At 69.1% G+C, this 18,249-nt stretch carries 15 protein-coding genes and 1 riboswitch; of the genes, 13 read left to right on the forward strand and 2 right to left on the reverse strand.

The genetic code is table 11. The annotated features are described in order from the left end of the window. Positions 1-266: 266 nt before the first annotated feature. Complete coding sequence (gene metE, locus ACWEKR_RS00905; protein WP_452353066.1) at positions 267-2,537, reverse strand: 5-methyltetrahydropteroyltriglutamate--homocysteine S-methyltransferase; 2,271 nt, start codon at positions 2,535-2,537, stop codon at positions 267-269. A 148-nt stretch (positions 2,538-2,685) separates the two neighbouring features. Continuing rightward, positions 2,686-2,915, reverse strand: a riboswitch (cobalamin riboswitch). Positions 2,916-3,180: 265 nt separating this feature from the next. On the opposite strand from metE, the gene ACWEKR_RS00910 reads away from it, so the two are divergent. From ACWEKR_RS00910 to coaD, 3 genes are read left to right on the forward strand one after another with little or no spacing between them, the layout of a single operon-like run. Continuing rightward, the gene (locus ACWEKR_RS00910) at positions 3,181-6,585 is read left to right on the forward strand and encodes a pyruvate carboxylase (protein WP_452352709.1); all 3,405 of its coding nucleotides are present in this window, start codon (positions 3,181-3,183) and stop codon (positions 6,583-6,585) included. Beyond that, a complete protein-coding gene (rsmD, locus tag ACWEKR_RS00915; protein ID WP_452352710.1) occupies positions 6,582-7,145 on the forward strand; it encodes a 16S rRNA (guanine(966)-N(2))-methyltransferase RsmD in 564 nt (187 codons plus the stop codon). The genes ACWEKR_RS00910 and rsmD overlap by 4 nt, the downstream gene beginning before the upstream one ends. A gap of 52 nt (positions 7,146-7,197) precedes the next feature. Beyond that, positions 7,198-7,683 carry a pantetheine-phosphate adenylyltransferase gene (gene coaD / locus ACWEKR_RS00920; RefSeq protein ID WP_159838696.1) on the forward strand — a complete coding sequence of 162 codons (486 nt, stop codon included), beginning with the start codon at positions 7,198-7,200 and terminating at the stop codon, positions 7,681-7,683. 303 nt (positions 7,684-7,986) lie between these two features. Here coaD and ACWEKR_RS00925 read toward each other — a convergent pair whose 3' ends face one another. Beyond that, positions 7,987-8,505, reverse strand: a complete 519-nt coding sequence (locus tag ACWEKR_RS00925) for a GtrA family protein (RefSeq protein WP_452352711.1) — start codon at positions 8,503-8,505, stop codon at positions 7,987-7,989. Positions 8,506-8,885: 380 nt separating this feature from the next. On the opposite strand from ACWEKR_RS00925, the gene ACWEKR_RS00930 reads away from it, so the two are divergent. The 10 genes from ACWEKR_RS00930 (at position 8,886) to ACWEKR_RS00975 (ending at position 18,249) form a co-directional block, all read left to right on the forward strand. Further along, positions 8,886-9,632, forward strand: a complete 747-nt coding sequence (locus ACWEKR_RS00930) for a DivIVA domain-containing protein (protein ID WP_452352712.1) — start codon at positions 8,886-8,888, stop codon at positions 9,630-9,632. 96 nt (positions 9,633-9,728) lie between these two features. Continuing rightward, positions 9,729-10,358: a YceD family protein gene (locus tag ACWEKR_RS00935; RefSeq protein WP_452353067.1), complete on the forward strand. Its 630-nt coding sequence runs from the start codon at positions 9,729-9,731 to the stop codon at positions 10,356-10,358. A gap of 52 nt (positions 10,359-10,410) precedes the next feature. After that, on the forward strand, positions 10,411-10,593 hold the full coding sequence (gene rpmF, locus ACWEKR_RS00940; protein WP_014987105.1) for a 50S ribosomal protein L32: 183 nt from the start codon (positions 10,411-10,413) through the stop codon (positions 10,591-10,593). A 22-nt stretch (positions 10,594-10,615) separates the two neighbouring features. Then, positions 10,616-11,329, forward strand: a complete 714-nt coding sequence (rnc, locus tag ACWEKR_RS00945; protein WP_452352713.1) for a ribonuclease III — start codon at positions 10,616-10,618, stop codon at positions 11,327-11,329. 1 nt (position 11,330) lies between these two features. Then, positions 11,331-12,191: a bifunctional DNA-formamidopyrimidine glycosylase/DNA-(apurinic or apyrimidinic site) lyase gene (gene mutM, locus ACWEKR_RS00950; RefSeq protein ID WP_452352714.1), complete on the forward strand. Its 861-nt coding sequence runs from the start codon at positions 11,331-11,333 to the stop codon at positions 12,189-12,191. A 64-nt stretch (positions 12,192-12,255) separates the two neighbouring features. Further along, a complete protein-coding gene (locus ACWEKR_RS00955; protein ID WP_159838704.1) occupies positions 12,256-12,837 on the forward strand; it encodes a dihydrofolate reductase family protein in 582 nt (193 codons plus the stop codon). A 3-nt stretch (positions 12,838-12,840) separates the two neighbouring features. Then, positions 12,841-13,902, forward strand: a complete 1,062-nt coding sequence (locus tag ACWEKR_RS00960; protein WP_452352715.1) for a PHP domain-containing protein — start codon at positions 12,841-12,843, stop codon at positions 13,900-13,902. 103 nt (positions 13,903-14,005) lie between these two features. Next, positions 14,006-15,532: a PstS family phosphate ABC transporter substrate-binding protein gene (locus tag ACWEKR_RS00965; RefSeq protein WP_452352716.1), complete on the forward strand. Its 1,527-nt coding sequence runs from the start codon at positions 14,006-14,008 to the stop codon at positions 15,530-15,532. Positions 15,533-15,586: 54 nt separating this feature from the next. Continuing rightward, positions 15,587-16,693, forward strand: coding sequence for a winged helix DNA-binding domain-containing protein (locus tag ACWEKR_RS00970; RefSeq protein WP_452352717.1), 1,107 nt, complete (start codon positions 15,587-15,589; stop codon positions 16,691-16,693). Positions 16,694-17,058: 365 nt separating this feature from the next. Further along, positions 17,059-18,249, forward strand: a complete 1,191-nt coding sequence (locus ACWEKR_RS00975) for a glycosyltransferase family 4 protein (RefSeq protein WP_452353068.1) — start codon at positions 17,059-17,061, stop codon at positions 18,247-18,249.

Genomic DNA, 18,249 nt, shown 5'->3' on the forward strand with positions numbered 1-18,249 from the left:
AAGAGGGGAAAGACGGTGTCGTGGTCGACTTGTGAGGAGGGGTAGCCGATGGAGCGTTGTTCCGGGTGTCATACGGCGTGGCGGCGGGGGATGCGGGCGCGGGCGCGGGAGTTGCCGGTGACGCGGCGGGAGGAACCGTGTGATCGGTACACCCTACGGCGGCGGCAGCCCCCGCGACCGGAGCCGGAGTCCGATTGACCGCGTGGTCGATTCGGTGCCCCCTCCGCCAGGCGAAGGGGGCACCGATCATCGATCGGCGGTCGAGCTCACCGTACCGCCGCCGCGGCGGCGACCATGTTGCGCAGGGAGGCTTCCACCTCGGTGCGTCCCCTGGTCTTCAGCCCGCAGTCGGGATTCACCCAGAGCCGTTCGGCCGGAACGGCTTTCAGTGCCGCCCGCAACGATGTGGTGATCTCCTCCACGCTGGGCACCCGCGGCGAGTGGATGTCGTACACACCGGGGCCCACCCCCAGGTCGAACCCCGCGGCGTTCAGGTCGTCGAGCACCTCCATACGGGACCGCGCCGCCTCGATGGACGTGACATCGGCGTCCAGCCCGGCGATCGCTTCGATCACCTCGCCGAATTCCGAGTAGCACAGGTGCGTGTGGATCTGCGTCGCATCGGACACCCCGGAGGTCGCGAGCCGGAACGACTGCACCGACCACTCCAGATACCCGGGCTGGTCGGCCGCGCGCAGTGGGAGCAGTTCGCGCAAGGCCGGCTCATCGACCTGGATGATCCGGATGCCCGCCGACTCCAGGTCCACGGTCTCGTCCCGGATGGCAAGCGCCACCTGGCGGGCGGACTCGCCCAACGGCTGGTCGTCGCGCACGAACGACCACGCCAGGATGGTCACCGGCCCGGTCAGCATGCCTTTCACCGGCTTGTCGGTGAGCGACTGCGCGTACCCGATCCAGTCGACGGTCATCGGCTCCCGCCGCGCGACGTCTCCGAACAGGATCGGCGGCCGCACGCAGCGTGTCCCGTAGGACTGCACCCACCCGTGCTCGGTCGCCGCGAACCCGTCGAGATGCTCGGCGAAGTACTGCACCATGTCGTTGCGTTCCGGCTCGCCGTGCACCAGCACATCGAGCTCCAGTTCTTCCTGCAGCGCGATGACCTCCGCGATCTCGGCGCGCATCCGGCGCACGTACTCCGCCTGGTCGATCTCGCCCTTGCGCAGCGCGGCGCGCGCCAGCCGGATGGCCGAGGTCTGCGGGTAGGAACCGATCGTCGTGGTCGGCAGGGCGGGCAGCCGCAAACGGTCCTGTTGCAGTTCCCGCCGTTGTTCGGCGGGCGCGCGGCGGGCGGCGTCCGGCCCGAGCGCCGCCAGCCGCGCGCGTACTCCCGGATCGTTCAGCCGCGGATCCGACCTCCGCGACGCGAGCGCCTCGCGGACCGCGGCCAATTCGGCGGCGATCGCCTCCGCGCCCTCGCTCAGGCCGGTCGCGAGCAGCCGGATCTCGGTCACTTTCTCGGCGCCGAACGCCAGCCAGGACCGCAGGCGCTCGTCCAACCTGGTCTCCCCGGCCAGCGTGTACGGCACGTGCAGCAACGAGCACGAGCTCGAAACCGCCACCTGCCCGGCGGATCCCGGCAACGAACCGAGCGTGGCCACGGCTCGGTCGAGATCGGTGCGCCAGACGTTGCGCCCGTCCACCACACCGGCGACGACCAGCTTGCCGGTCAGCGCGGGCACGGCCGCCACCGCGGCGATGTCGACGCCGGAGGTGAAGTCGAGGGCGACTCCTTCTATCCCGGTGCGGGCCAGCGCCCCGAGAGCGGCGTCCGGCTTCCCGAAGTAGGTCGCGACGAGGATCGCCGGGCGCTCGGTGGCGTCGGCGAGTTCCTCGTAGGTGACCTGCAGCAGGTCGATTTCCTCCGCGGTGAGGTCGGTGACCAGCACCGGCTCATCGATCTGGACCCACTCGGCGCCGGTGACGGCGAGCCTGCGCAGCAGTTCCCGGTAGAGCGGCAGCAGTTCGATCAGCCGGGCGAGTGCCGGGCCGCCGGTCGCCTTCGCCAGCTTCAGGAAGGTGAGCGGGCCGATCACGACCGGCCGCGCGGGCACACCCAGCTCGAGCGCCTCCTGCAGTTCCGTCAGCAGCTTCTCCGGATGCAGCGAGAACGCGGTCTCCGGGCCGATTTCCGGCACCAGGTAGTGGTAGTTGGTGTCGAACCACTTGGTCATCTCCAAGGGCTCGACCGTGTCGGTGCCGCGGGCGGCGGCGAAATACCGGTCCAGCGGATCCGTGATCCCGGCGACCCGGGGCGGCAGCGCGCCCAGCAACTCGGCGGTGTCGAGCATGTGGTCGTAGTAGGAAAACGTGCCGACGGGGATCGAGTCCAAGCCCGCGGCGCGCAGTTCGGCGAACTGGGTCTGCCGCAGGTCGCGCGCCACGCCGTGCAACCGGCCCGCGTCGATCTTGCCCGCCCAATAGGCTTCGGTAGCCCGCTTCAGTTCGCGTCGTGGCCCCACTCGTGGAAGCCCGAGAACCGTCGCGGTGAACGGCTTCTGCTGTGCAACAGTCACGATGTTTCTCCATTGCTGAGGACGAAAGCCATCGCCTTACGGGCAGGCGGAGAACCTTATGACATGCCGGTGAATGTTCCCGGCCGAGGAGCCCGACACGTCAGCTGGTGATCCGCGCGCCCAATCCACGAGGCGGTGGCCGCCGGGTACGGCGTACTCGGCACGGCTGGCAGGTCTTCGGACTCGCGGGCACCGGCCGTGCGGGCCGGCGTACGCCGGAGTGCTCCCGATGGCCGACCTACTGGCCGTCGCTTCCCGAGTCGCGGAGCCTTCCGGCCCGGTGAACTCAGTGCCTGGTGACGGCGGTCGTTCCTGCATACCGCTGCGGGACAGTCCCGGATTCCCACCGGGTTCCCTCTCACCCGCCGTGACGTCGCCGCACGGGCGGGCTCGACTCCGTGGCGCGACGTCGGGGCTCCATCTCGTCGCGCTGCGGTGAACCAGCTGCCTCCTCAGCATAGGACGCGAGGGGACGAGCGCGTCCAACCGGACCCGGTCACGCGGCGGCGCACCGGGTTGCCGGCGCGCCGCATTTGTGTCGGCACGGTGAACGCAACTTCGCAACGGTGCTAGTCGACTTTGTGAAAAAGTTCGCGATGGGGGATTCCGTGTCGGTGCGGTTCACGCAGCCGGGTACCTTAGGTCAATGTTCTCGAAAGTCTTGGTTGCCAACCGTGGCGAGATCGCCATCCGAGCCTTCCGCGCGGCTTACGAACTCGGCATCGGGACGGTCGCCGTGTTCCCGTACGAGGACCGCAATTCGGTCCATCGGTTGAAGGCGGCGGAGTCGTATCAGATCGGCGAGCCCGGCCATCCGGTGCGGGCCTACCTGTCGATCGAGGCGATCATCGAGGCGGCCAAGTCCGCGGGCGCCGACGCCATCTACCCCGGGTACGGATTCCTGTCGGAGAACCCGGATCTGGCGGCGGCATGCGCCCGGGAGGGCATCACCTTCATCGGCCCGTCGGCCGAGGTGCTCGAACTGGCGGGTAACAAGGCGCGTGCCATCGAGGCGGCCAGGGCGGCAGGTCTGCCGGTGTTGCGTTCGAGCGCACCGTCGTCGGACGTGGAGGAGCTGCTGGCCGCGGCGAACGAGCTGGAATACCCGATCTTCGTCAAGGCCGTCGCCGGCGGCGGCGGGCGCGGGATGCGCCGGGTCGCCGCGCCCGAGCAGCTGCGCGAGTCGATCGAGGCGGCTTCCCGGGAGGCGGAGTCGGCGTTCGGCGACCCGACGGTGTTCCTGGAGCAGGCGGTGGTGAATCCCCGTCACATCGAGGTGCAGATCCTGGCCGACCAGCACGGGAATGTGATGCACCTGTTCGAGCGGGACTGCTCGGTGCAGCGCAGGCACCAGAAGGTGATCGAGCTGGCGCCCGCGCCGAATCTGGACCCCGCACTGCGCGAGCGGATCTGCGCCGACGCGGTGGCCTTCGCCCGGCAGATCGGTTACTCGTGCGCGGGCACCGTGGAGTTTCTGCTGGACGAGCGCGGCAACCACGTCTTCATCGAGATGAACCCGCGCATCCAGGTGGAACACACGGTGACCGAGGAAATCACCGACGTCGACCTGGTGCAGTCGCAGCTGCGCATCGCCGCGGGGGAGACGCTCGAGCAGCTGGGTCTGAGCCAGGACGCCGTGACCATCCGGGGTGCGGCATTGCAGTGCCGGATCACCACCGAGGACCCGGCGAACGGGTTCCGTCCGGACACCGGCCGGATCACCGCCTACCGCACACCCGGCGGCGCGGGCATCCGCCTGGACGGTGGGGCCAACCTGGGCGCCGAGATCGGGGCCTACTTCGACTCCATGCTGGTCAAGCTCACCTGCCGGGGCCGCGACTTCGGTGCGGCGGTGGCGCGGGCGAGCCGGGCGCTGGCGGAGTTCCGGATCCGTGGCGTGGCCACCAACATTCCGTTCCTGCTGGCGGTGCTGGACGATCCCGACTTCAAGGCGGGCCGGGTCACCACCTCGTTCATCGACGAGCGCCCGCAGCTGCTGACGTTGCGGCAGTCCGCCGACCGCGGCAGCAAGATCCTCGACTATCTGGCCGACGTCACCGTGAACAAGCCGCACGGCGAGCGGCCGACCACGGTGTACCCGCACGACAAACTGCCCGCGATCGATCCGAGCGTGCCGCCGCCGGACGGCTCTCGGCAGCGGCTGCTGCGGCTGGGGCCGGAAGGCTTCGCGCGGGCGTTGCGCGAGCAGAAGGCGGTCGGCGTCACCGACACCACCTTCCGTGACGCGCACCAGTCGCTGCTGGCCACCCGCGTGCGCACCAACGGCCTGCTCGGGGTGGCTGGGCATGTGGCGCGGTTGACGCCGGAGCTGCTGTCGGTGGAGTGCTGGGGCGGCGCGACCTATGACGTGGGCTTGCGGTTCCTCTACGAGGACCCGTGGGAGCGGCTGGCGGCGTTGCGGGAGGCGATCCCGAACATCTGCCTGCAGATGCTGCTGCGCGGCCGCAACACCGTCGGTTACACCCCGTATCCGGAGGCGGTGACCCGCGCGTTCGTCTCCGAGGCGACCGCGACGGGCATCGATATCTTCCGGATCTTCGACGCGCTCAACAACGTCGATCAGATGCGCCCGGCCATCGACGCGGTTCGCGAGACCGGGACCGCGATCGCGGAGGTCGCGATCAGTTACACCGGGGATCTGTCGAATCCGGACGAGTCCCTCTACACCCTGGACTACTACCTGAAGCTGGCCGAGCAGATCGTCGACGCGGGCGCGCACGTGCTGGCGATCAAGGACATGGCAGGCCTGCTGCGCGCCCCGGCCGCGACCACGCTGGTCACGGCGTTGCGCAGCAATTTCGATCTGCCGGTGCACGTGCACACCCACGACACCCCGGGCGGGCAGCTGGCCACCTATCTGGCCGCGTGGCAGGCCGGCGCCGACGCCGTCGACGGCGCCAGTGCCGCGATGGCCGGCACCACCAGCCAGCCCGCGCTCTCGGCGATCGTCGCCGCGACCGCCCACAGTGAATACGACACCGGGTTGAACCTGCAGGCGGTGTGCGACCTGGAGCCGTACTGGGAGGCGTTGCGGAAGGTTTACGCGCCCTTCGAGTCCGGGTTGCCCGCGCCCACCGGACGCGTCTACACCCACGAGATCCCCGGCGGTCAGTTGTCGAACCTGCGCCAGCAGGCGATCGCGCTCGGGTTGGGCGACCGATTCGAGGAGGTGGAGGCGAAATACGCCGCCGCCGACCGGCTGCTCGGGCGTCTGGTGAAGGTCACGCCGTCCTCGAAGGTCGTCGGTGACCTGGCGCTGGCGCTGGTCGGCACCGGTGTCGAGGTGGAGGACTTCGCCGCCGATCCCGGCCGCTACGACATCCCGGATTCGGTGATCGGGTTCCTGCGCGGCGAACTCGGCACACCCGCGGGCGGCTGGCCCGAACCGTTCCGCAGCAAAGCGCTGGCCGGGCGCAGCGCGGCCAAGCCGGAGACGCCGTTGACGCCCGCGGACGAGAAAGGCCTGGCGGGCAGCTCCGAGGAGCGGCGGGCGACGTTGAACCGGCTGCTGTTCCCCGGTCCCACCGCCGAATTCCTCGCCCACCGCGAGAAGTACGGCGACACCTCCGGGCTGTCGGCCAACCAGTTCTTCTACGGTTTGCGCCGCGGCGAGGAACACCGGGTGCAGCTGGAGAAGGGCGTCACGCTGCTCATCGGCCTGGAAGCCATCTCCGAACCCGACGAGCGCGGCATGCGCACGGTGATGTGCATCCTCAACGGACAGCTGCGGCCGGTGTCGGTGCGCGACCGCTCGATCGCCAGCGAGATCCCGGCCGCGGAGAAAGCCGACAAGGCCAACCCCGGCCATGTCGCGGCGCCGTTCGCCGGTGTCGTCACTCTCGCGGTGTCCGAAGGCGATTCGGTCGCGGCGGGCGACACCATCGGCACCATCGAGGCGATGAAGATGGAAGCCGCGATCACCGCGCCCCGGGCGGGCACCGTGGGCCGCGTCGCCATCGGCGCCGTGCAGCAGGTCGAAGGCGGCGACCTGCTCATCGAGTTGACGGTCCGGGAGTCGTCCGCCGGATGACGCGGATCGTCGCGGGGACGGCGGGCGGGCGGCGCCTCCGGGTGCCGCCCGCAGGCACCCGTCCGACCTCCGATCGGGTACGGGAGGCGCTGTTCAGCGCCTTGGACGCCAGGCTGGACTTCGCGGGCACGCGCGTGCTGGACCTGTACGCGGGTTCCGGCGCGCTCGGGCTGGAAGCGCTGTCGCGCGGCGCGCGGCACGCGCTGCTGGTCGAGTGCGACCGCAAGGCGGCGGCGGTGGTCCGCGGCAATATCGCCGACCTGGGGTTGCCCGGCGCGGAATTGCGCGTCGGGACCGTGGCCAGTGTGCTGCAACTGGCCGGGGCGGGCGTTTTCGATGTGGTGTTCTCCGACCCGCCTTACGCGGTGGACAACGCGGCGGTGCTCGCCGACCTGCGGTCGCTGACCGAGCACGGCTGGCTGCGTCCCGGCGCGTTCGTCGTGCTGGAGCGTTCGGCCCGGTCGCCTGAAACGGCTTGGCCCGCAGGCTTCGTCCCGGCCAAGTCGCGCCGATACGGCGAAACCCGCATCGATCTGGCGGAGTACGAGCCGGACGCCTAGACGCGGACCGGCCACTCGCGCCCGAACGGGTGTGTCCTGCTAGCGTCGCCTCATGGCAGGAGCACTGTGCCCCGGATCGTTCGACCCCGTGACCTACGGACATCTCGACGTCTTCACCCGGGCCGCGGCCCAGTTCGACGAGGTCGTCATCACCGTCATGATCAATCCGAAGAAGCAGGGCATGTTCACCGTCGAGGAGCGCATGGAGATGCTGCGCGAGTCGACCGCGCACCTGGGCAACGTACGGGTGGAGTCGTGGCAGGGCCTGACGGTGGATTTCGCCCGCGAACAGGGCATCACCGCGATCGTGAAGGGTCTGCGCGACGCGGGCGACTTCGGCTACGAACTGCAGATGGCGCAGATGAACAAGAAGCTCTCCGGGGTGGACACGTTCTTCATCGCCACCAACCCGTCCTTCAGCTTCCTGTCCAGCTCACTGGTCAAGGAGGTCGCCGCGTACGGCGGCGACGTCACCGACATGCTGCCCCCTTCGGTGCACAAGCGCCTCGTCGACCGTCTGGCCGAGCGCAAGAACTGACGGACAACCCGCCCCCGTCCGTACCGGTAAATTCTCCGGACATGGATGCGGCGGCGGAGTAGCACTTACTCGAAGCGGTCGCGGACCTTGTGATCGATTGCCGACCGAGTCGCCACAAGTCGGTCGGCGTCGACAGACAGTCGCCCGGACTCCGATCGGCCGCACGCCACCACTGATCACTCGAGAACATCGGTAACTCACCGGGAACGCCCACAACCCCACCGGCCGTCGATGCAAAACCTGAACGCGACTCCCGCCTCACCCACCTGGAGCGGCCTGAAGACGCGGAGGGGTGGTCCCGCCCTAGAAGACCAGGCCGCGCAGGGCGAGGAAGCGCATGCCGCCGACCGCTGCGGTGATGGCCAGGATGGCGGCGGCCTGCGCGGTGTCTGCGAGGCCGGGAGCCCACAGGCCGATCGCGGCCAGCGCCGCGGTCGTGACGCCGAGGCCGGCCAGCGCGAGTCCGCCGCCTTCCCACTGGGCGGTGAACCAGCCGACCCGTGCCGCGGCGTGGAAGGTGAGCTGACGGTGCAGCTCGTTGGCGATCATGGTGCTGACGATGGAGCCGACGACGTTGGCGACCAGTGGTCCGACGCCGTGCATGGCGAAGAACAGCAGGACGTAGGCGATGTTGCTGGACCCGCCGACCAGCGCGAAACGGATCAGCTGCGCGAAGGCGCGATCGCCGCGCAGATAGCGGGTGAGCTGTCCGAACCTGGTCGCGACCGAGCGCGTCGGCAACACCGGGTATGGGCCCACCCACGGCACGAAGAAGCTGGTGGCGCTCCCTCCGCCCGGTCGGGGTAGTTCCAGAACAGTCATCGTCTTTCCGATCGAACACAGGCCATCGGCAGAGACAACGGCGATGGTGATCGCCCGCCCCCGTCGACTCTTGGCAGGCTCCGTTCCTCGCGCGTGATCAGCGATCGCTGACGCGTCGGAGCCTGTCGACATTCGACGGCAGGGTGCCCGTACCTCCGGCTTCCTGGTCCGCGATCCGGGGACCGCGGTAGGTGGTGAAGATCTTGGTCGACCTTCCAGAAAAATGTAACACGAAGCGGAGAGGCAGTCTCCACTTGATTTCTGTGGCGTGCGAGACACTGGGCCGACACACCGGAAAGTGACTCGGCACGAGCGGTGACGACGGGCACACTGGGGCTCGGCGGAAAGTTTCGCCGTGAGTCCGCAGGAGGGTAGTGAGCATGTATCGCGTATTCGAAGCGCTCGACGAACTGGTCGCCATTGTCGAAGAGGCCCGCGGCATCCCGCCGACCCGCAGCTGCATCGTGCCGCGCGGCGACGTGCTCGAGCTACTCGACGACGTGCGCGACGCGCTGCCCGGTGAACTCGACGACGCCCAGGACGTGCTCGACCATCGCGACAAGATCGTCTCCGATGCCAGGACCGCGGCCGAGACCGCCGTGACCGGCGCGAACGAGCAGGCCGAGCGCACCATCGGGTCCGCGCGCGAGGAAGCCGACCGCATCCTGGCCGACGCCAAGGCGCATGCCGACCGCATGGTCGCCGAGGCGAGCGCGCACGCCGATCGTCTCGTCGCCTCCGGTCAGGAGGAAGCCGACCGCGTGGTGGCCGACGGCAATGCCGAATACGAGGCGGTGACCGGCCGGGCGCGCGTCGAGTCCGAGCGGATGATCGAGGCGGGTAAGGCCGCCTATGACCGTTCCGTGGCCGAGGGGCTCGCCGAGCAGGAGCGGCTGGTCACGCAGACCGAGGTGGTCCGCGCCGCGCACGCCGAATCGGCCAGGGTGATCGACGCCGCGCACGCCGAAGCCGATCGCCTGCGTGAGGAATGCGACCACTACGTCGACTCCCGGCTGGCCGATTTCGAGGAGACGCTGACCAGCACGCTGCGCACGGTCGGACGGGGTCGGCATCAGTTGCGCAGCGGGGCGGGCGCACCCGACTACGCCGGCGAATTCCGCAGGTAGCGGCGTCGGACGGGGTGGGCCGGGTTTGGGCCCGTACCGCATGATCGCGTATTGTTGAGTGGTTGCCCGTATCCCTCGATCGTGAGTGAGTTCGTGATGTCCGCCGGTTCCGGTTCCGCGTCGCGTCCGCAGTCGGCCAAGCGCCGGCCGCCGGACGGTGGTTTCGTGCTGGACACCCGCAGCATCGGTCGCAGGCCGGGGACCATGCGCGAGCTGCACCGCACCGTCACCACCGAGCAGCGGATCGGACTGGATCTGATCGCCGTTCCCGTGGGTGCGCAGGTGGAACTCGACCTGCAGTTGCAGGCGGTGTCCGAGGGTGTGCTGGTCACCGGCACGGTGTCCGCGCCGGTCGAAGGCGAGTGCTCGCGTTGCCTCGAGCCGTTCGGTGACGAGATCACCTTGCGGCTGACCGAGCTGTTCGCCTACCCGGACAGCACCACCGAGCAGACCACCGAGGACGACGAGGTCTACCGCATGGTCGACGACCTCATCGACCTGGAGCCCGTGGTGGTCGACGCCGTCGGCCTCGAGCTGCCGCTGCAGCCGCTGTGCACGCCCGATTGCGCGGGATTGTGCCCGGAATGCGGCGTACGGATGGCGATTGCGGGATCCGACCACCGGCATGAGATACTTGACCCTCGCTGGGCCGGACTGGCTGAATTCGCCTCCGGATCGCCCGGCACCGGCAGCCCCGACGAGGGTGCGGCCGACCGAGACCACTGAGCAAGACCGATCAGCCGAACCGGCAGAGCAATCAGACAGAGGAGAAGTAGTCGTGGCCGTTCCCAAGCGCCGGATGTCCCGTTCCAACACCAGGTCGCGGCGCAGCCAGTGGAAGGCCACCGCGCCGACCCTGATCACCTGCCCGAACCGCGCCTGCGGCGAGAAGACTCTCCCGCACATCGCCTGCCCGTCCTGCGGCACCTACAAGGGCCGCCAGGTCACCGCCGCGGTCTGATCGTTCGACCTGTCGTAGCAACGTGACCGACGAACCCGACTCGTCCGGTGAACACGCGAGCCTGCTCGCCGCGTTGGGCGTCGATGTCCAGCCGGACCTGCTGCGTCTCGCGCTGACTCATCGGTCGTACGCGTACGAGAACGGCGGTCTGCCGACGAACGAGCGTCTCGAGTTCCTCGGCGACTCCGTGCTCGGGCTGAGCATCACCGAACGGCTGTATCACGAACATCCCTCCAAGAGCGAGGGTGAGCTGGCCAAACTGCGCGCGAGCGTGGTGAACATGCGCGCCCTCGCGGAAGTGGCCCGCGGGCTCGGCGAGGGCGGCCTCGGTTCGCACCTGCTGCTCGGCAAAGGTGAGGAACTCACCGGCGGCCGAGACAAGGAGAGCATCCTCGCCGACGGCATGGAGTCGCTGCTCGGCGCCGTGCATCTGCAGCACGGCATCGACGTGGCCCGCTCCGTGGTGTTGCGGCTGTTCGCGGAACTGCTCGAGCGCGGCCCGCGCATGGGCGCGGGCCTGGACTGGAAGACCAGCCTGCAGGAACTCACCGCCGAGCGTGGTCTGGGCGTGCCCAGCTACGAGATCACCTCGACAGGGCCGGACCACGACAAGGAATTCACCGCCACCACGGTGATCGGCGGACGGGCCTACGGGCAGGGCGTCGGCCGGTCCAAGAAGGAAGCCGAGCAGAAGGCCGCGGGGGCCGCCTACGAGGCGCTGACCGCCGAAACCTGACGTGCCCGAACTACCCGAGGTCGAGGTCGTGCGCCGCGGGCTCGCCGAACATGTGGTCGGCCGGGTCGTCGAATCGGTGGCGATCACCCATCCCCGCTCGGTGCGCCGCCATCTCGAAGGCGCCGCCGATCTCGCCGCCCGGCTGACCGGCCTGAAGGTCGAGTCGGCCGAGCGGCGCGGCAAATTCCTCTGGCTCACCTTCGACGACCCGGAGGCGGCCCTGGTCGTGCATCTCGGCATGAGCGGTCAGATGCTGGTCCAGCCCGCCGACGCGCCGTTGGAGAAGCACGCGCACATCCGCGCCACCTTCGGCGACGGCACCCAGCTGCGCTTCGTCGACCAGCGGACCTTCGGCGGCTGGGCACTCGCCCCACTGGTGGAGGTGGACGGCACGCTGCTGCCGCAGCCGGTGGCGCACATCGCCCGCGACCCGCTGGACCCGCGTTTCGATGTCGAGTCCGTGGTCGCCGTCATCCGGGGCAAGCAGAGTGAGATCAAGCGCGTCCTGCTCGATCAAGGCGTCGTCTCCGGGATCGGCAACATCTACGCCGACGAGGCGCTGTGGCGTGCGAAGCTCCACGGTGGCCGGCTCGCCTCGGGGCTGTCGCGACCCACGGTGCGTGGGCTGCTGGCCGACGTCGGCGCGGTGATGGGCGAAGCGCTCGCCGCGGGCGGTACGTCGTTCGATGCGCTCTATGTGAACGTCAACGGCCAGTCGGGCTACTTCGAACGCGCGCTCGCCGTATACGGTCGGGAGCACGAACCGTGTCGCCGGTGTGGCGCGCCGATCATCCGGGAGCGGTTCATGAACCGCTCGTCCTACTCCTGCCCGCGCTGCCAGCCGAAGCCTCGTCGTCGTTAGCGCGGGCGAGCTACCGTTTCCTCAGGGCGGTTCGGAATGTCAGCCGACCGTGAGGAAGGGAAGCATGCGCAAGCTCACCTATTACGTCGCGTCGACCATTGACGGATTCATCGCCACCGAGGACGGCTCGGTCGATTTCTTTCCTGTCGGCGGCGATCACGGTCCGTCGATCACTGCGCAATACCCCGAGACACTGCCGACCAAGGTGCGTGAGGCGATCGGGGTGGAGGAACGCAATCGCTACTTCGACACGGTGCTGATGGGACGCAAGACGCACGACTTCGGTGTCCGCACCGGCACTTCGGCGCCGTACGCGCACTTGCGGCAGTTCGTGGTCTCGACCACCCTGCCCGAGAGCCCGGATCCGGCCATCGAGCTGATCTCGGCGGACCCGGTCGAGAAGGTCCGCGCACTCAAGCGAGAGAGCGGACTGGGCATCTGGCTGTGCGGCGGTGGCGAGCTGGCGCAGGTGCTGCTGCCGGAGATCGACCAGATCTTCCTGAAGCTCTACCCGATCGTGCTCGGGCGCGGCCGTGCGCTGTTCGGCGCCGGGTCGCGGCTGCCGGAGCCGGCCAAGTTCCGGGTGATCACCAGCACGGTGTTCGAGGACGGGGTGGCGTTCGTCAAGTACAGCCGGGTGCCGTAGCACGTGCCGGATCAGCAACCGAGTGGCATACCGGACCGGGCCGCGGCGCCCGGTCCGGAGGCGGCGTTGCGGGAGATCGGCTTCTGGCTGGAGCGCTCGCGGGCGGAAACCCATCGGGTGAAGGCGTACCGGCGCGCCGCCGACGTCGTGGCGGGATTGCCCGACGACGAGCGCGAGGCGCGCCGGGCGGCCCGCAACTGGACCGAGCTCGCGGGCATCGGACCCAAGACCGCCGCCGTCATCGAACAGGCGTACGCGGGTGAGGTGCCGCGCTATCTGGCCGAGTTGCGCGCGGCCGCGCAGCCGATCGGAGCCACGGGCAAGCCGTTGCGGCAGCGGCTGCGCGGCGATCTGCACACGCACTCGAATTGGTCCGACGGCGGCAGCCCGATCGACGAGATGATGCGGGTGGCGGCCGCGCTCGGGCACGAATACTGCGCTCTGACCGATCATTCGCCGCGTCTGACCGTGGCCAACGGATTGTCCGCCGACCGGCTGCGCAGGCAACTGGACGTGGTCGCCGAGCTCAACGAGCGGATGGCGCCGTTTCGTATCCTCACCGGCATCGAAGTGGACATTCTCGACGACGGCACCCTCGACCAGCAGGCGGATCTGCTGGCTCGGCTGGACATCGTCGTCGCGAGCGTGCATTCGCACCTGCGCGACGACAGCGCGACCATGACCAAACGGATGGCGTACGCGGTCGCCGACCCCAATGTCGACGTGCTCGGCCATTGCACGGGGCGGCTGGTCACGGGCGGACGCGGCACCAGGCCGGAGTCGGCATTCGACGCGGAGGTGGTGTTCGAGGCCTGCCGCACCTACGGCACCGCCGTGGAGATCAACAGCAGGCCCGAACGCCTCGATCCTCCTTCGCGCTTGCTGCGACTGGCGGCCGAGATGGGCTGTCACTTCTCGATCGACACCGACGCGCACGCACCAGGCCAGCTCGACTGGCAGGGTTACGGCTGTGAGCGCGCGGTCGCGAACGGTGTCGCGGCGGAACGGGTGATCAACACCTGGCCGCTGGCGGATCTCCTCGCCTGGACTCGCGCGCAAGGGTGACCGCGGGGTTAACTATTGTCGAATACTCCGACATTGCCTGTGTCGGAACGGGATTGCCGCCGAGAATGAGGGCCACACGGATTGCTGGGGGTGGGATCAACTGGTGGGCGACTTTCCGCTCGAAATCGTACTGGCGCTCATCGGTATCGCCGTGCCCATCGGGGCGTTCCTGTGGGAGTTCGTCTTCGCGGGTCGTAGGCGACTCGGCTATCGGGTGCAGATGGACACCCCGGTCACCGGCGAGATCGAGTCGGTGTTCCCGGGAGTGCTGCCGCAGCTGCGCCCCGCCTCCGACGGGTCCAGTCCGGACCTGAAGGACATCTCGGTTGTCTTGGTGCGCATCGAGAACAGCGGTGTCACGACGATCGATACCCATGACTACAAGGCGCCTGAGGCCGCGCGGATCGGTCTGCACCTGCGCTTTCCCCAGCGCCGGGTGATCGGGATGGCGGTCAACGAACTCAGCGATCCCGCGCTGGCCGACAATCTCGACGCCGACTCCGGCATCGCGGTGCGCGAGGACACCGGCGGGCACATCGGCGTCATCGATCTGCCGAAGGTGCCGCTCGGCCCCGGCGATCACTACAAGATCCTGGCGATCCTGCAGCGTTCCGAAGGTGTCGGCGAATACCCGCAACCGGTGGTGCGGGGCGGCATCAAAGGCGGCCGGATCACCGAGACCCGCAGCCGCACCGGCATTCCGCTGATGATGGTCGCGCTCACGCTCTTCCTGGTGCTGGTGATCGTCGTCCAACTGGTGGTGGCCGCGCTGGAGCCGTCGCCGATGCCGTTGGACTGCGCCTCGGGAAAACTGACCCTCGTCGGCTCCTCGGCGTTCGGACCGGTGCTCGAGGAGGCCGCCCAGCAGTACCGGAAGCGTTGCAGCGAAGCGGATTTCACGTTCGGATTCGAAGGCACCGAGCGCGGACTGGACCGGCTGGCCGAAGAGGGCGCGGGCAACGCAGGGTTGCTCGCCATCACCGACGGCGCGAAGGGCAGTGGATATCCGGCGTTGGTGCACCGACCGCTCGCGTTGTCACTGTTCGCCCTGGTTGTGCATCCCGGCGTCGGGGTCCGCGGTCTCACCGTCGCCCAGGTCCAGGATCTGTACCGCGGCAAGATCGGCAATTGGCGGGCGGTGGGTGGTCCGGACCTGCCGGTGGTACTGGTCAACCGCACCCCGGGCTCGGGTTCGCGGAACACGCTCGAGCGCAGGCTGATCGATGGCTCCCAACCGGATCGCCCGCACCTGAGCTGCACGGCGCTGAAGGGCACGGTCGTCACCGAGCCCGCGCACTGCGAGGTGCAGGTGACCGCCGACATGCGCAAGGCGGTGGCCGAGATCCCCGGCGCCATCGGCTACGCCGAGTTCTCCGAGGCTCTCGACGCGGGTCTGCCGACTCTCGTGATCGACGGTGTCGGCCCGGGCCGCGACGCCGCGGTGCGGCGCACCTATCCGTTCTGGGGAGTCGAGTACGCCTACAGCAATGGCGAGTTGCCCGGGGACTCGCTGGCCGCGAGTTTCCTGCACTTCCTGACCGATCGGACCGGTAAAGAGGTGCTGCGTGCGCACGGCAACGCACCGTGTGCCGACCTGCCCGACCCCGGCCGCTGCCTCCCGGATCAGTGAACTCCGCGGTCGTCGGAGCGCCGAGGTGTCGGTGGGCTGGGCGACGATGGTCGCATGACGAAACTGTCACTGCGCGAGCTGAATCGAACCCTGCTGGTCCGGCAGAAGTTGGTGGAGCGGGTGGGCATGCCGCCGCTGGAACTGGTCCGGCAGCTGGTCGCGGTACAGGGCCAGGAACCGAACTGGCCCTATGTGGGCCTGTGGTCGCGCCTGGCGAACTTCCGGCACGACGACTTGGCCGCGCTGCTGCGCGATCGCTCGCTGGTGCGCTCCGCCATGATTCGCCGGACCGTGCACCTGGCCGACGCCGCGGACTACCGCTGGCTGCGGCCGACGGTGCAGCCCGTGGTCGACGCCGCGCTGAAAGCGCCGTACTTCCGTGCCGAGATCGACGGCGTCGACTTGCCCGCACTCGCGGCGGCGGGCCGTGAGCTGCTGGCCGGGCGGCAACTGCGCCGCCGCGAACTCGGCGAACTGCTCGCCCGGCGTTTCCCGGGCAGGCACCCGCGCAGACTCGCCGAAACCGTCGAGTTGCTGGTGCCGTTGACGCATGGCCCCGAGACCGGCGCGTGGGGGCGGTGGCGCAATCGGCACGTCACGGTGGGGTCGGCCGAGGAATGGACGGGCGCGCCGATGGCGGCGCCGCAGCCCGCGACGCTGGTGCTGCGTTACCTGGCCGCCTTCGGTCCGGCCACGGTGGCCGACATGCAGGCGTGGGCGGGCGTCACCCGGCTGGCCGAAGTCGTCGACGATATACGCTCCCGGCTGCGCGTGTTCACCGACGACGAGCATCGCGTGCTGTTCGATCTGCCGGAGGCGCCGTTGGCCGAGCCGGAACTTCCGGTGCCCGTGCGTTTCCTGCCCGCCTTCGACAATGTGCTGCTCGGCCACAAGGACCGCCGCAGGATCATCAGTGAGGACGACCGCAAGCGCACCGCCGAGGAAGCTTCCGCGGGCGTTCCGGTATACCTGGTCGACGGTTTCGCGCACGGCCGCTGGTCGCTGGACGGCGCCACGCTGCGCATCGTTCCTTGGCACCCGCTGTCCGCCGCCGACGAGGCGGCGGTGCGGGCGGAAGCCGAAGACCTGCTGCGGTTCGTCCTGGCGGGTGGCGACGCCACCCCGGCCGGCCACGACCCGCAGGTTGTTTTCGACGGGTGATGCGCGCCGACGGGTGATGCGCGCTGCGGCCGACAAGGCGGGGCCACCGGCTTACCCATCGGTTGCCGAACGAACGCTGGGCGGCGTGATTTTTCCCGAACTGTTTGGTTTGAACCTCCCCGTCCGAGGTACCTCCCACTCGGCCCCCCTGCTCACGCCAGCGGCGTGACCAGGCCAACCAAGCCCCATGGACGGCGGTGCAGCTCAAGTCTTCACCCCGCCGCGGCGGCCACTTAGTTCAGTTCGGCGCCCGGTACTCCGAGTGCTGGGTGAATGCGAGTGAGTGCTATTTGGTTGTCCCTGGAAGGAGGGTCATGAGCGCGCTTTCCGTGCCGATTTCCGCGCAGGCGTCGTCCGATCTGGAGATGCCGTCGTGCGACTACTTGTCGACAGACCGTTCCAGCGGCCCGTTTCGTATCGCGATGGTCGTGCCGCCGTACTTCGACGTGCCGCCCAAGGCATACGGCGGCGTCGAGGCCGTGGTGGCCGATCTGGTCGACGCATTGGTGGCCCGTGGCCATGACGTCACGCTGCTGGGCGCGGGGGAGCCGGGGACGAAGGCGAAGTTCGTGCCGGTGTGGGAGCGAGCGCTGCCCGAGCGTCTCGGAGAGCCGTTTCCCGAGGTCGTGCACGCGCTGCGGGTGCGCCGCGCCATCGAGAAGCTCGTGGCCACATCGGGTATCGACCTGGTGCACGACCACACCTTCGCCGGTCCGCTCAACGCGACCGTCTTCCAGAACATGGGCTTGCCGACGGTGCTCACCGTGCACGGCCCGGTCGAGGACGACATCTACCGCTACTACCAGGATCTGGGCGACGAAGTGGCGCTGGTGGCGATCAGCGACCGCCAGCGCGAACTGGCGCCGGGTCTGAATTGGTCCGGGCGCGTGCACAACGCGCTGCACGTCGACGACTGGCCGTTCCGGGTGGAGAAGGACGACTACGCGCTGTTCCTCGGCCGGTTCAACGAGTGCAAGGCGCCGCACCTGGCGCTGGAGGCCGCGCATGCCGCGGGGATCCCGCTCGTGCTGGCGGGTAAGTGCAGCGAGCGTCCGGAGCAGGCGTACTTCGAGGCCAAGGTGCGGCCACTGTTGACGGAAAACGATCACGTGTTCGGTCTCGCCGACGCGGCGGCCAAGCGTAAGCTGCTTGCGAATGCGCGTTGCCTGTTGTTCCCGATCCGCTGGGAGGAACCGTTCGGCATGGTGATGATCGAATCCATGGTCTGTGGCACGCCGGTGGTCGCGCTGCGCGGCGGGGCGGTGTCCGAGGTGATCGTCGACGGCGTGACCGGCCGCATCTGCGAGGATCCCGCCGAATTGCCCGCGGCCATCGAGGAGGTCAGGGGCATCGACCCGTATGCGTGCCGGGCCCACGTGCAGGCGCATTTCGGCTCCGACACGCTCGGATTCGGCTACGAACAGGTGTATCGCCGCGTGTTGCGTTCCAAGAAGCGGTTCGGCGCCGCGCCGGTGGACCTCGCGGCGCCTGCTGCCGCGCCGCTCGACGCCCCGGCGCCCGGCGCCGCGCCGATCCGGGTCGCGGCGAGCGGATAG

The sequence above is a fragment of the Nocardia sp. NPDC004573 genome (assembly GCF_053602135.1).